This window comes from Pseudomonas mandelii (assembly GCF_006438925.1).
Classification (GTDB): Bacteria; Pseudomonadota; Gammaproteobacteria; order Pseudomonadales; family Pseudomonadaceae; genus Aquipseudomonas; species Aquipseudomonas mandelii_C.
Genome location: NZ_RCZA01000001.1, coordinates 285,582 through 298,407, shown reverse-complemented (window position 1 = coordinate 298,407; position 12,826 = coordinate 285,582). Strand labels below are relative to the sequence as shown.

Genomic DNA, 12,826 nt, shown 5'->3' with positions numbered 1-12,826 from the left:
GTATGCGTTATTTGAAAGTAATTGCCGAAGACAGAAGTAAAGATTGCAAAGCCGATACCGTACGCCTTTATTTTTTTGAACAATGCAAAGGTAAAGACGTGCTTGTCCGCGAGGCCTACGCCGTGGATAACACCGCCGATGGGATTGTTGACTGGCAGGTCGGTGACGTGAACAACGATGGTAAGAGAAGTTTTCAGGACGAACTTTTACTCAGGGTTTTTGCCACGACTTTTTTGAAGTTAGGGTGGTTCAATCGTCGAAACTTGTCCAAGCGCTATCTGAAGATATTCACCGAAAACATTGGCCGCGATTGTTCACCAGATACTGTGCGCCTGCACTTTCACGAAGGCATCGGCAAACCGACTGACAAAACCCTGACTTCCACCGCAGCGAGCTACGACACGGATAACAACGGCACGCTGGACTGGGTGATTCACTTCGATGCGGATAACGATGGAGATATCGATGCCACGGATCAGGAACTGGTGTCGTTATTGAGTCGTACTTACCTGGAATTCAAATGGTAGTGAGCCCGTTCGCGCGTTACTTGAAAGTAATCGCTCAGGACTCCACCGGCCAGGGGCAAGCCGATACCGTGCTTTACCGGTTTATCGAGGATGAGGATTTACCGCGTGAGGCAACGGCTGCTGAGCTTCGGCGACTCAAGGTCTTTGGCAAAACCTATCTGAAATGTGCCTGGCTCAACGCTGGAGAGGGCGAGGCACGACACCTGCGAATCTTCTCGGAAAACCTCAGCGGTGAAGGCACGCCGGAAACGGTACGACTGCACTTTCATGACGGGCCGGTGATTGCCTACAAGGCTGCGGCTCGTGATCTGGATAACGATGGGGAGTTCGAGCTGATATTGGCTTCGGATGTGGACAATGACGGGCACTCGAATGGCACGGATCGAAGTCGTGTTACAGCATTGGTAAAGCAATTTTTGAAGCTGGGTTGGCGGTGATCGATACCGAAACCGAGTAACGGCCTTCGCGAGCAGGTCGAATCGTCGCACCGTCGCTCCCACAGGGGGAACGCATTCCAATGTGGGAGCGACGGTGCGACGATTCGACCTGCTCGCGAAAGGGCCGGTCCCGACGCCACAGAACTAAAGCTGCTGCGCCAACACCTCAACCTGCTCCTGCCGTTCCGCCTGGCTCAACTTCGGATGGGGATTGAGCGATGACCACTGCGGATGCGCCCGGGCCTTGTTCAGCGGTTCGGGCAGTTTGCCTTCGCGCCAGGTTTTGTCCTGTGGCGTGGCGACCTGAATGCTGTCCATCGCCGCATGCCCACGCGCATTGAGCGCGTGCAGCAGTTGCCGCTGACGCAATGCCAATAGCCGTAGCACGCTGTCATCGACGGTCAGCTCTCGCTGGCCTTTGATCTTGCCCAGCAAGCGGCTGCCATAACTGCGCGCGGTTTGCAGTGCGCCGCCGGCAATTGCGCCGGCGAGTGCCGCTGCGCCAAGGGTCAGGCCGCCCACCAACAAGTCGACCCCGGCCCCGGCTGCCGCGCCGGCCGCGATACCGCCACCGACTCGCACGCCGAGTTGCTTCAGGGTTTCCGGGTTGAACAGGTCGTCACCCCAGCGGCCATCGAGCAGCGGCAAATCACTGGCCGCCGCGTCCTGTGGACGGAAGGCGTAGAGCTTGAGCAGCGCTTCGACGCAGCGTTGTTCCCGTTGTCGAACCGCTTTGCGCAGTTCATTGATTGCCTGCTGTTCTTGCTCGGCTTCGCTGACCACGCTGCGCCGGCACGCGGCACAGTCGATCAATAATTCGGCAATCAGCCGCGCCGCACTTTGTTGCCGGGCCTGGCGTTGGGCTTGCTGATCGGCGATCAAACGTTCCAGTTGCGGGCGGGCGTTTTCCAGCAGCAGCGCGAGGCTTTCATACAGTCGACGTTCGCCATCCTCCGGCGGTGCGACGCTGTCAAAGCGCACCAGCGCATGCAAGCCGAGGCGTGCCAACGCTTCGCGCCAATCCGGTTCGCGGTGGTTGGCGCTGCTGACAAAATTCAGCACCGGCAACAGCGGTTTACCGCAACTGGCCAGCACTTCCAGTTCGTCGCGGTACTTGGCCAGGACCGGTTCCCGGGCGTCGATCACGTAGAGACCGGCGTCGCAGGTCAGCAGTTGCCGCAGCACCTTGGCTTCTTGTTCGAAACGCTGCCGCGCTTCGCTGCCCTCAAGAAAGCGCGCAAGACGTGCCGGGCCGTCGAGGCGTTCGCCGGGGCGTTCCAGACGTTCGAGGTAGTCGAGCAGGGCGATGGCGTCTTCCAGGCCAGGGGTGTCGTAGAGATCGAGCAACGGCTCGCCGTCCACCGACAACCGCGCGCCTTCGACGTGTCGTGTGGTGCTGGGGCGATGGGACACCTCACCGAAACCGACATCGCGGGTCAGGGTGCGCAGCAACGAGGTTTTGCCGACGTTGGTGTGGCCGACCACGGCGAGCTTCAAGGGCGGTTTCCAGGGGTTAGTCATGGCCGCTCTCCAGCCAGTTCAACGGCGCGCAATCGGCGAACGGCAAGTCCAGCTGTTGCAGCGCCACGTGCCAGTCACCCAGCCTTTCGGCGTCCAGCGCTTCGCCCGGCGGAGCTTGCAGCAGCCAGACGCGGGTGGCGCTGGCGCTGCGAGCCAGTTCGGCGATCAGTGCCAGACTGCCGCGGTCGGGCGAACGTCGCGGATCGCAAGCGATGGCCAGGCGTGCCGGGGGGAAGCGATTCAGCTGTTCGAGGAGTTTGTGCCGCGATTCGCGACTGTCGAGGATGCCGGCGTTGTTCACGGTTTTCGGCAGTGGCGGCGGCCAGGGGCGTTGATCGTCCAGCTCGATGGCCACCAATAGCGCGCCATCGCTTGGCAGGTCGCTGACACCGCTTTCAATACGATGCAATTGCTCTGGCGCAGCGTCGCTGATGCCCAGGCGTTCACTGGTGGGCATCAGTCGTTCGCGCAGTTGGGCGTAACCGGGCAGATTCAAATCCAGACGCAATGCCGCTTGCCCGGTTTTCCAGCGCCACAGGCAAAACAGCGCCAGCAACAGTCGCGGCAAAACACCGTAGACCACCAGCACGCCGACCAGCCATGTTGCCCAGGCCTGACGGGCGCTTTCGATGTTGAGCGCGGCATCGCCGCTGGCGCGGATCATTTCCACGGTAGGAACGTTGAAACCCAGCATGGCTGGCAGGGCGCCGAGGGCCTGGGTCATGGCGACGAAGGTGTCGCCGCCGAGGAGTGTGGTTTCCCAGACGAAGCCATAACGCCGGGTCGCCATCAGCATTAATAGCATCACCAGCGCGCTGAGCATTGCGAGCAACCACAAACCGTTGACGAGTACGCCGACCGCCCAGCGATTGAGTTTCTGTCGTTGCAGCAATAACAGCAGGGCTGGCGCCATTTGCGCCGCTTTGGCATCGCGAGCGAGTTTTTCGCTGAGCCATAACCACAAGCGGCCGAGGGTGGCGCCGTGTTCGCCAGCGAAGACCAGGCCCAACGTCCAGCTCAGCAACAGAATCAGGTTCAGTCCGAGCAAACTGCCTAAAGCCCAGAACACATTCACCGGAGTTTGTCCGTCGCCCAACGCGGCAAACGCCAGGCCGGCGCCGCTGGCAACGGCGAGAACAGCCAGCACCAACAGTGCCAGCCGCGCACCTTGCAGCCAATGTTTGAGGGCTCTGGTCAGTCCATCGCGCTCGGCCAGCCACAGGGCGCGGCGTTGAATGCGTGTCGGCAGATCGCCGCCCGCGCTGCGGGCCAGTCGGTTGGCTTCCAGATCATCCAGGGGGCCGGCGTGTTCTTCACGCAGGCGCACCGTCTCGGTCAGCCAGAGGTTTTGCAGTGGAGTCAGTTCAGTCACGCGGCATCCCGTCGCTCAATCGAGCTGTGAGCATAACCGCTGTGACGCTTATCGGGGTACGGGAGGCTCTGGTATCCTCGCCGGCATGACTAAATCACTCCCCCTCAGCCTGATTGCAGCCCTCGGTGAAAACCGTGTGATCGGCGTCGACAACAGCATGCCCTGGCACTTGCCGGGGGACTTCAAATACTTCAAGGCCACGACCCTCGGCAAGCCGATCATCATGGGTCGCAAGACCTGGGATTCCCTCGGTCGTCCGTTGCCGGGCCGGTTGAACATCGTGGTCAGCCGTCAGGCGGATCTGCTGCTGGAAGGCGCGGAGGTTTATCCGTCGCTTGCGGCTGCAGTGGTTCGCGCTGAAGAGTGGGCTCGGGAGCAGGGCGTCGATGAGCTGATGCTGATTGGTGGGGCGCAGTTGTATGCGCAGGGAATGGCACAGGCCGATCGGCTCTACCTGACGCGCGTGGCGCTGAGCCCGGAAGGGGATGCGTGGTTTCCGGAGTTTGATTTGAAAGAGTGGAAGCTGGTGTCGAATGTTCCGAATCCAGCGGAAGGCGACAAGCCGGCGTACAACTTTGAGGTGTGGGAAAAAGCCTAAAAGCTTCGCGAGCAGGCTCGCTCCCACAGTGGACTTTTGGTGTTCACACCATCCAGTGTGGGAGCGAGCCTGCTCGCGAAAGCGGTCTGTCAGGCGCCGATCAAGCGTGAGCCAACTCCGAATGCTCATCCGCATCCAGCAGCTTTTTATCAGTCTGCTGCATGATCTGGCTGGTGATCGCACCGGCTGTTATCGAGCCACTCACGTTCAACGCGGTACGGCCCATGTCAATCAGCGGCTCAACCGAAATCAGCAACGCCACCAGTGACACCGGCAAGCCCATCGCCGGCAACACGATCAACGCGGCAAACGTCGCGCCACCGCCGACGCCGGCCACCCCGGCCGAACTCAGCGTCACAATCGCCACCAACGTTGCGATCCACAGCGGGTCCAGCGGGTTGATGCCCACAGTCGGTGCAACCATCACCGCCAACATCGCCGGATACAGGCCGGCACAACCGTTCTGGCCGATGGTCGCGCCGAACGACGCGGCGAAACTGGCGATGGATTGTGGAATACCCAAACGGCTGGTCTGGGCTTCGATGCTCAGCGGAATGGTCGCGGCACTGGAGCGGCTGGTGAAAGCAAATGTCAGCACCGGCCAGATCTTGCGGAAAAAACGCAGCGGATTGATCCCGGCGGCCGACACCAGCAGGCCATGGATCACAAACATCAGGCCCAGCCCGATGTAGGAAACCACCACGAAACTGCCGAGTTTGATGATGTCCTGCAGGTTGGAGCCGGCGACCACTTTGGTCATCAGCGCCAATACGCCGTACGGGGTCAGCTTCATCACCAGACGCACCAGACGCATCACCCAGGCTTGCAGGGTGTCGATGGCGTTGATCACTTTCTGACCTTTCTCGACGTCATCTTTCAACAGTTGCAGCGCCGCGACCCCAAGGAACGCAGCAAAAATCACCACGCTGATGATCGAGGTCGGCTTGGCGCGAGCGAGGTCGGCGAACGGATTTTGCGGAATGAACGACAGCAACAGCTGCGGCACATTCAGGTCGGCAACCTTGCCCGCGTAGTCGGTCTGGATGGTTTGCAGGCGGGCCATTTCCTGAGTACCGGCCACCAGGCCTTCGGCGGTCAGGCCGAAGAGGTTGGTCAAGCCGATACCGATCAGCGCCGCAATGGCCGTGGTGAACAGCAGCGTGCCGATGGTCAGGAAGCTGATCTTGCCCAGCGACGAGGCGTTGTGCAGACGGGCTACGGCGCTGAGGATCGAGGCGAACACCAGCGGGATCACGATCATTTGCAGCAACTGCACGTAACCGTTGCCCACCAGATCGAACCAGCCGATCGAGGCTTTCAGTACCGGGTTGCCGGCACCGTAAACGGTGTGCAGAGCCACACCGAACACCACGCCCAGCACCAACGCGAGCAGGACTTTTTTTGCCAGGCTCCACGTGGTGTGACGGGTTTTCGCCAGGCCAAAGAGCAGGGCGAGGAACACCAGCAGATTGAGGATCAGCGGCAGATTCATTGGAACTCCGATAAAGACTTGTGCCGGCTACCTTCCGGGGCAGCCGCGAACCGGCAAGCCTAACAGCTTGATATCTAATGAATTAATATCAAAAACATCTTGAAACTGTCGTTTTTGGAATAAGCGCGTGTCGTTGCCAGAGATGCAACTGGCGCAATAGGGACGTAAGCGGTCGCGGGCAGACGAGGGCTGTCATATTAATTTGATAGCGTCGATCTCTTTGAATCAGGGTCTTTTAATAAGGGAAGCATGCCGATGAAGCTCGCACCGAAATTTCTGGTCGCTGCACTCTGCCTGGGCCTCGCCGGCCAGGTATTCGCTACGGATTTGAAGCATTGGCCAGCCGATCAGGCCAAGGCGCTGGACGCAATGATTGCCGCCAACGCCAACAATGGTAACTACGCGGTGTTCGACATGGACAACACCAGTTACCGCTACGACCTCGAAGAGTCGTTGCTGCCGTTCATGGAGAACAAGGGCCTGATCACCCGCGAGAAGCTTGACCCCTCCCTGAAGCTGATGCCGTTCAAGGACACTGCCGACCACAAGGAAAGCCTGTTCAGCTACTACTATCGACTCTGCGAAGTCGACGACATGGTTTGCTACCCATGGGTCGCCCAAGTGTTCTCCGGCTTCACCCTCCAGGAACTCAAAGGCTATGTCGACGAGTTGATGGCGTCCGGTAAACCGGTGCCGGCGACGTATTACGAAGGCGACGTGGTCAAGAACCTCGACGTCAATCCGCCGAAAATCTTCACCGGCCAAAAAGAGCTCTACAACAAGCTGATGGAGAACGGCATCGAGGTCTACGTGATGACCGCCGCCTCCGAAGAACTGGTGCGCATGGTCGCTGCCGATCCGAAGTACGGCTACAACGTCAAACCGCAGAACGTAATCGGCGTGACCACGCTGCTCAAGGACCGCAAGACCGGCGAGCTGACCACGGCGCGCAAGCAGATCACCGCGGGCAAGTACGACGAGAAGGCTAACCTTGGCCTCGAACTGACCCCGTACCTGTGGACCCCGGCGACCTGGATGGCCGGTAAGCACGCAGCGATCCTGACCTACATCGATGAGTGGAAAAAACCGGTACTGGTGGGCGGCGATACTCCGACCAGCGACGGTTACATGCTGTTCCACGATGTCGACGTGGCCAAGGGTGGCATCCACTTGTGGGTCAACCGCAAAGACAAATACATGACCCAGCTTAACGGCATGATGGCCAAGCACGCCGCGGCTCAGGCCAAGGAAGGGTTGCAGGTCACGGCGGACAAGAACTGGGTGATCGTCAAGCCTGAAGAGATTCAGTAAGCACCGAAGATCCAATGTGGGAGCGAGCCTGCTCGCGAAAGCGTCGTGCCATTCAACATCAATTCTGCATGACACACCGCTTTCGCGAGCAGGCTCACTCCCACAAGTGACCGAGTTGGTCGCAAAAAAATGCCCCGCACTTGGCGGGGCATTCTTATAGCGGTGATCGACGTTTACAGCCCGTCAAGCATCGCTTTGTTACGCACGGCACCCTTATCGGCGCTGGTTGCCAACAGGGCATAGGCCTTCAGTGCGGTGGTCACCTTGCGTGGACGTTTTTCCACAGGCTTCCAGCCTTTCTGATCCTGCTCTGCACGACGGCCGGCCATTTCTTCGTCGCTGATCAACAAGTTGATCGAGCGGTTCGGAATGTCGATCAGCACTTTGTCGCCATCCTGCACCAGACCAATCGCACCACCCGCCGCCGCTTCTGGCGAAGCGTGGCCGATGGACAAGCCCGAGGTGCCGCCGGAGAAGCGACCATCGGTGAGCAGGGCACAGGCTTTGCCCAGGCCTTTGGATTTCAGGTAAGACGTCGGGTACAGCATTTCCTGCATGCCCGGGCCACCTTTCGGGCCTTCGTAACGAATGATCACGATGTCGCCGGCTTTCACTTCGTCAGCGAGGATGCCGCGTACGGCGCTGTCCTGGCTTTCGAAGATCTTCGCGTTGCCTTCGAAGACATGAATCGACTCGTCGACGCCGGCGGTTTTCACCACGCAGCCGTCCAGCGCGATGTTGCCGTACAGAACGGCCAGGCCGCCTTCTTTCGAGTAAGCGTGTTCAACACTGCGGATGCAGCCGTTTTCACGGTCGTCGTCCAGGGTTTCCCAACGGGTCGACTGGCTGAACGCGGTTTGCGTCGGGATGCCCGCAGGACCGGCCTTGAAGAAGTGATGCACCGCTTCGTCGGTGGTCTGGGTGATGTCCCACTTGGCGATGCCTTCAGCCAGGGTTTTGCTGTGCACGGTTGGCAGGTCGGTGTGCAGCAGACCGCCACGGGCCAGCGAACCGAGGATGCTGAAGATCCCGCCGGCACGGTGCACGTCTTCCATGTGGTACTTCTGGATGTTCGGCGCAACTTTGCACAGTTGCGGCACGTGACGGGAGAGACGGTCGATGTCGCGCAGGTCGAAATCGATCTCGGCTTCCTGGGCCGCGGCCAGCAAGTGCAGGATGGTGTTGGTGGAGCCGCCCATGGCGATGTCCAGCGTCATGGCGTTTTCGAACGCCTTGAAGTTGGCAATGTTGCGCGGCAATACCGACTCATCGTTGTCGCCGTAGTAACGCTTGCACAGCTCGACGATGGTGCGGCCGGCCTGCAGGAACAGCTGTTCGCGGTCACTGTGGGTGGCGAGGGTCGAACCGTTGCCCGGCAATGCCAGGCCCAGGGCTTCGACCAGACAGTTCATCGAGTTGGCGGTGAACATGCCGGAGCACGAACCGCAGGTCGGGCAGGCGCTGCGCTCGTACTCAGCGACTTTCTCGTCAGAAGCGCTGGAGTCGGCGGCGATCACCATGGCGTCGACGAGGTCGAGGCCATGGCTGGCCAGTTTGGTCTTGCCGGCTTCCATCGGGCCGCCGGAAACGAAGATCACCGGTATGTTCAGGCGCAGGGCAGCCATCAGCATGCCTGGGGTGATCTTGTCGCAGTTGGAGATGCAGACGATGGCGTCGGCACAGTGGGCGTTGACCATGTACTCGACGGAGTCGGCGATGATCTCGCGGCTCGGCAGCGAATACAGCATGCCGTCGTGGCCCATGGCGATGCCGTCATCCACGGCAATGGTGTTGAATTCTTTGGCTACACCGCCGGCGCGTTCGATTTCGCGGGCGACCAGTTGGCCCAGGTCCTTGAGGTGGACGTGGCCCGGTACGAACTGGGTGAAGGAGTTGGCAATGGCGATGATCGGCTTTTTGAAGTCGTCATCTTTCATCCCCGTGGCGCGCCACAGTGCGCGGGCGCCGGCCATGTTGCGGCCATGGGTGGATGTTTTCGAGCGGTAATCAGGCATGAAGCACTCCGGGCGGCTAATCAGGTATCAAAAGGGAAGTGAGCTTCTATTGACGTCTGGAACACTCAGAAATGGCCGTGTGTCCGGAAGTTGCCGATAACTTTGCGGGATCGCCGCGCGCTTCAGCTTGAGCTCATAAACCCGCCGGGGGATGACTGGCGATGAATGTCGCGATTCTACACGGCTGGCGTCAGGAGGGAATGCCGGAAAAGGGGGATCCAGCGCTGACGGAGCGTGTGGGATGACGATCGGCAGGAATCACCCGCTATTCAACGAGAGCTGCCGACGTGCGATCAGTGCATTGAAGGAAACGCCGACGGTGCTCAAGGCGAGGAAACTCAGTGCGAGAGTCGTTTGCAGATGGGCTCCACTCAGATTGATCAGGGCGCTGATCAGCCCGCCAGAGATGAAGACCAGCGTGTTCCCGGCCGACGCCGATGTACCGGCATTGTCCGGGAACACTTCCATGGCTTTGGAGGTGGCGACAGGGCGGGTGATGGTCGTGCCAGCGGTGCAGATGATCATCGGGATCAGCACGGTCAGGGCTGAAAGCCCCAGCAGGTTTGAGAGTAAGAGCATCACCAGCCCCGAAATAAAGATCAGGCCCAGGCCGACGACGATCTGTGTATTGGCCGCGACCCGCCCAGCGAGGACTCGAGCGACAATGCCGCCGATGATGTAGGCCACGCCATACAGCAGCAATGTCAGGGAAAACTCGTAGGCCGAAAGCTGCAACTGCTCCATGAAGATCAGGGGCGAGATGACGATGAAGGAAAAGTGGCAGGTGAAGGCGATTGCGGCGATCAGCCAATAGCCGAGGAAACCCGCATCGCGACAGACGCGCCGGTAGGACTGAAGAATGCTTCGGCGCGGGGTTGTGGCGGTGTGCCGGTTTTCAAGAAAGAAGCAGGCCTTAAGGAACACGGCGGCGGCGAGGGCAATAAAGACAATGAAGCTTGCGGGCCAGTCCAGTGCCTGTTGCAACAGGGTGCCAGCCAGTGGCGAGACGGAAATGAAGATCCCGCTGGCGGTGACCATCAGAATCCGCAGTTGATCCCGCTCCTTGCCGTCGAACAGGTCCTGGACCAGCGCCTGCGAGAGCACGAAGCAACCGCAGCCGATGGCCTGCACCACCCGGAACATCAGGAACCAGGCGTAGTCGGTGGACAGTACGCATCCAGTCGCACCGACAATCGAGACCGCCATTCCCGCCAGCAGCAGACTTTTGCGCCCGATGACATCCGAGAGCGGCCCGACCAGTAGTTGGGAAAGTGCGATCCCGATGGCAAACAGGCTGATGGAAAATGCGATGTCACCTGGCGTGGTCCGGAAGTGTTCGGCCAGCGCCGGGAACGATGGCAGCAGGACATCCAGAGGAAAGACTCCGAGCATCACCATGGTCATTAACAGGGTGATCGCAGAGCGGCGGTGTTTGACGCTGACCGCAGATTTTCCTTCATCCATCGACAAGTCCTGCCTGTGCGAAGAGCTGCTGGTTAAAAGGCAGGTCGAAAAAACCTGCCTTTTCCATTGCCTGTAGCGTCGCGCCTGCACCTGATCGGGCGCGCTGAAGGCAGGCTTGCGGGCCGGTCAGGGCACTGAGGATTTCTGCGACGCAATTCTCCCTGAGGCCCACGCTGTTCAGGCTTTCCTTCAGCCATCGCTCATCGGCCTCAAAGAACATCAGGATGATGTCCACCAGCAGCTTCGCGGCGAACGTGCGTTGGCTGCTGTTCAGGGTCAGCCACAGATAATGGAACACTTCGCAAAAATAACGACTGTGTCGGGCCTCATCGGTGAGGTGGTCCCTGAGCATTTCCTGGACACTGGACACCAGCTCGTTGCGACAAACCTCGAGCAGTTCCCTGGCGATGATGGTCTCGGAAACGAAGCCGACGAGAAACCAGGCCAGCGCCTTATGCCTCTCTGGGCTGTGATCAAGCAGGGCGTTCAGTCGGGTAATGCGGTGCGGCATCACCGGGCGTTGGGTCATGCCGTAGAGGTCGGCTATCTGCTCAGCGAGACTGTTGGAGAACAGGGCGTGATAACCCTCATCGGTGTACAGCTGGAGGGCGGCCGTTTTCATCCGTCGGGGGATGGACACGCCGAGCTCATCGTGGACGATGGTTTCCACGGAGCGGTTGACGATTCGATGTTCGAGCCGGGTGGTGTAGTCGAGGAAATACACCAGATGGTTGGCCGATAATCGATGGGTGATCGCGCTGCCGGCTGCTTCGATTGCCGGGTGATTCAGGTACGGCAGGAAGGCCGGTGGAAACCAGTGTCGTGTTTCCAGTTGCCGTTCCAGATCAGATGGCAATTGATAGGTGTGCTCGCTGGTGCGTACCGAGGCTCGGGTGTTCCAGTCACCGAGAGTGAAGCGCTGGGCCCAGGCGTCGGGCAGGGACAGGTCGTCTGTGCGGGGCTCGGTCATGGGTGTGAGCCTCGGCTGCTCAGCAGCGCTTTCATTTCTTTGCACATTGCTTGTCCGTCACTCTGGCCACAGCCCACAAAAAACAACGCTTGTTCGGCGCTGTCCTCGATCCCCAGCAACGTTTCGACCTGATCGTCCGCCAACGCACCGGTCAGCCAGGTGCTTAACCCAAGTGCGGTGGCCACCAGTTGAAAGGTCTGGGAGATATGACCTGCCTCGACGTAAGCCATTCGGTAGGCCCGCGAGTGTTCATATTTCCACCACAGTTTGTCGAAGCGAGCGGTGATGAACAGGCCGACTGGCAGGTTGTTGATGAAATGCTGCCCACACAACAACTGGCCCAAGGGCGACTCAGGCACCGGATTGACGAAGCTCAACGCATGTTCGTCGGGGTGGTAGGCGTAGAGCCCGGGATTCAGGCCGCTGACGTTTTGAACATGAAGAAAACCTTCGCAGGCATTCAGCCCTCCACCGGATGGACTGCTACGCCGGGCACCGAGACCTTCAGCGATGGTTTCGTCGATGTCGTTATCGCGCTCACGTAGATAGCCAAGGGACAAATACAAAAGTGTGCCCACATCGGCGAGAGAAACCCTTTCACCCGTGAAGGAGCGACAGGTCTTTCGGTCGATCAAGGTCTTTGCAAGTGCGCTCTGCGGCAGACAGGAAGGTTGGGGCAGGGCAATCCGCTCGCTTGTCGGGCGTTCTGTGAGTCTGACCTCCGGAGCAGGAGTGGCCAGTACTTCGGCGCAATGGTCCAGATAGTGTCTCGACCATTCATTAATATCCAGGGGGACATATTCACAAGGAATGTTCTTGGTGCCGATATGAAATATCTTCGACAGTTCATCCCAGCCCCATTCAAGGGGGTCTTGTATTGAAGGTGTGAGTATTCCCGCGTTCAGGAGTTGCGTGTCTATTATGTTGTTGTCATCAAACGTTTCAGGGTTGTCGATAAGGTGTGCGAGACGGATTGAATATTCAAGATTCAATTCGAACTGTTTGTGGTTCTTGTAATCCCAGACTATTTGGTCGGGCGTGCGAGGCAGTATGAATATATAAGGGTTAATCTGCATGATTGGCGACTCACTCTGGTCTTTGCCATAGAAAACGCTGGGT

General features: G+C 59.3%; 11 protein-coding genes. 4 read left to right on the top strand and 7 right to left on the bottom strand.

Translation table 11 applies throughout. From position 1 onward, the window contains the following. The first annotated feature begins 2 nt into the window (after nucleotides 1–2). Both EAH74_RS01390 and EAH74_RS01385 read left to right on the top strand, forming a co-directional pair. Nucleotides 3–527: a hypothetical protein gene (locus EAH74_RS01390; protein ID WP_140675143.1), complete on the top strand. Its 525-nt coding sequence runs from the start codon at nucleotides 3–5 to the stop codon at nucleotides 525–527. Beyond that, nucleotides 521–964, top strand: coding sequence for a hypothetical protein (locus EAH74_RS01385; RefSeq protein ID WP_140675140.1), 444 nt, complete (start codon nucleotides 521–523; stop codon nucleotides 962–964). The genes EAH74_RS01390 and EAH74_RS01385 overlap by 7 nt, the downstream gene beginning before the upstream one ends. 144 nt (nucleotides 965–1,108) lie before the next feature. Here EAH74_RS01385 and EAH74_RS01380 read toward each other — a convergent pair whose 3' ends face one another. Next, on the bottom strand, nucleotides 1,109–2,485 hold the full coding sequence (locus tag EAH74_RS01380; protein ID WP_140675137.1) for a GTPase/DUF3482 domain-containing protein: 1,377 nt from the start codon (nucleotides 2,483–2,485) through the stop codon (nucleotides 1,109–1,111). After that, nucleotides 2,478–3,857 carry a DUF2868 domain-containing protein gene (locus tag EAH74_RS01375; protein ID WP_140675134.1) on the bottom strand — a complete coding sequence of 460 codons (1,380 nt, stop codon included), beginning with the start codon at nucleotides 3,855–3,857 and terminating at the stop codon, nucleotides 2,478–2,480. The genes EAH74_RS01380 and EAH74_RS01375 overlap by 8 nt, the downstream gene beginning before the upstream one ends. A gap of 85 nt (nucleotides 3,858–3,942) precedes the next feature. Between EAH74_RS01375 and EAH74_RS01370 the strand changes: the two genes are divergently transcribed. Beyond that, nucleotides 3,943–4,455 carry a dihydrofolate reductase gene (locus EAH74_RS01370; protein WP_140675130.1) on the top strand — a complete coding sequence of 171 codons (513 nt, stop codon included), beginning with the start codon at nucleotides 3,943–3,945 and terminating at the stop codon, nucleotides 4,453–4,455. A gap of 100 nt (nucleotides 4,456–4,555) precedes the next feature. On the opposite strand, the gene EAH74_RS01365 is transcribed toward EAH74_RS01370, so the two are convergent. Further along, nucleotides 4,556–5,947, bottom strand: a complete 1,392-nt coding sequence (locus EAH74_RS01365; RefSeq protein WP_140675128.1) for an L-cystine transporter — start codon at nucleotides 5,945–5,947, stop codon at nucleotides 4,556–4,558. Between the two features lie 255 nt (nucleotides 5,948–6,202). On the opposite strand from EAH74_RS01365, the gene EAH74_RS01360 reads away from it, so the two are divergent. Continuing rightward, nucleotides 6,203–7,258, top strand: a complete 1,056-nt coding sequence (locus tag EAH74_RS01360) for a haloacid dehalogenase-like hydrolase (RefSeq protein WP_140675125.1) — start codon at nucleotides 6,203–6,205, stop codon at nucleotides 7,256–7,258. Between the two features lie 173 nt (nucleotides 7,259–7,431). Here EAH74_RS01360 and ilvD read toward each other — a convergent pair whose 3' ends face one another. The 4 genes from ilvD to EAH74_RS01340 form a co-directional block, all read right to left on the bottom strand. Then, nucleotides 7,432–9,273, bottom strand: a complete 1,842-nt coding sequence (ilvD, locus tag EAH74_RS01355) for a dihydroxy-acid dehydratase (protein ID WP_123368522.1) — start codon at nucleotides 9,271–9,273, stop codon at nucleotides 7,432–7,434. Nucleotides 9,274–9,531: 258 nt separating this feature from the next. Beyond that, nucleotides 9,532–10,737, bottom strand: a complete 1,206-nt coding sequence (locus EAH74_RS01350; RefSeq protein ID WP_140675121.1) for a multidrug effflux MFS transporter — start codon at nucleotides 10,735–10,737, stop codon at nucleotides 9,532–9,534. Then, nucleotides 10,730–11,707: a diiron oxygenase gene (locus tag EAH74_RS01345; RefSeq protein WP_140675117.1), complete on the bottom strand. Its 978-nt coding sequence runs from the start codon at nucleotides 11,705–11,707 to the stop codon at nucleotides 10,730–10,732. Before EAH74_RS01345 ends, EAH74_RS01350 begins: the two co-directional genes overlap by 8 nt. Then, the gene (locus EAH74_RS01340) at nucleotides 11,704–12,783 is read right to left on the bottom strand and encodes a SagB family peptide dehydrogenase (RefSeq protein ID WP_140675113.1); all 1,080 of its coding nucleotides are present in this window, start codon (nucleotides 12,781–12,783) and stop codon (nucleotides 11,704–11,706) included. The genes EAH74_RS01345 and EAH74_RS01340 overlap by 4 nt, the downstream gene beginning before the upstream one ends. Nucleotides 12,784–12,826 lie beyond the last annotated feature (43 nt).

Bases quoted from the DNA above. Each gene is read 5' to 3' on its own strand.
- EAH74_RS01390 (WP_140675143.1), top strand. From the start codon at position 3: ATGCGTTATTTGAAAGTAATTGCCGAAGACAGAAGTAAAGATTGCAAA.
- EAH74_RS01385 (WP_140675140.1), top strand. From the start codon at position 521: ATGGTAGTGAGCCCGTTCGCGCGTTACTTGAAAGTAATCGCTCAGGAC.
- EAH74_RS01380 (WP_140675137.1), bottom strand. From the start codon at position 2,485: ATGACTAACCCCTGGAAACCGCCCTTGAAGCTCGCCGTGGTCGGCCAC.
- EAH74_RS01370 (WP_140675130.1), top strand. From the start codon at position 3,943: ATGACTAAATCACTCCCCCTCAGCCTGATTGCAGCCCTCGGTGAAAAC.
- EAH74_RS01365 (WP_140675128.1), bottom strand. From the start codon at position 5,947: ATGAATCTGCCGCTGATCCTCAATCTGCTGGTGTTCCTCGCCCTGCTC.
- EAH74_RS01360 (WP_140675125.1), top strand. From the start codon at position 6,203: ATGAAGCTCGCACCGAAATTTCTGGTCGCTGCACTCTGCCTGGGCCTC.
- ilvD (WP_123368522.1), bottom strand. From the start codon at position 9,273: ATGCCTGATTACCGCTCGAAAACATCCACCCATGGCCGCAACATGGCC.
- EAH74_RS01350 (WP_140675121.1), bottom strand. From the start codon at position 10,737: ATGGATGAAGGAAAATCTGCGGTCAGCGTCAAACACCGCCGCTCTGCG.
- EAH74_RS01345 (WP_140675117.1), bottom strand. From the start codon at position 11,707: ATGACCGAGCCCCGCACAGACGACCTGTCCCTGCCCGACGCCTGGGCC.
- EAH74_RS01340 (WP_140675113.1), bottom strand. From the start codon at position 12,783: ATGCAGATTAACCCTTATATATTCATACTGCCTCGCACGCCCGACCAA.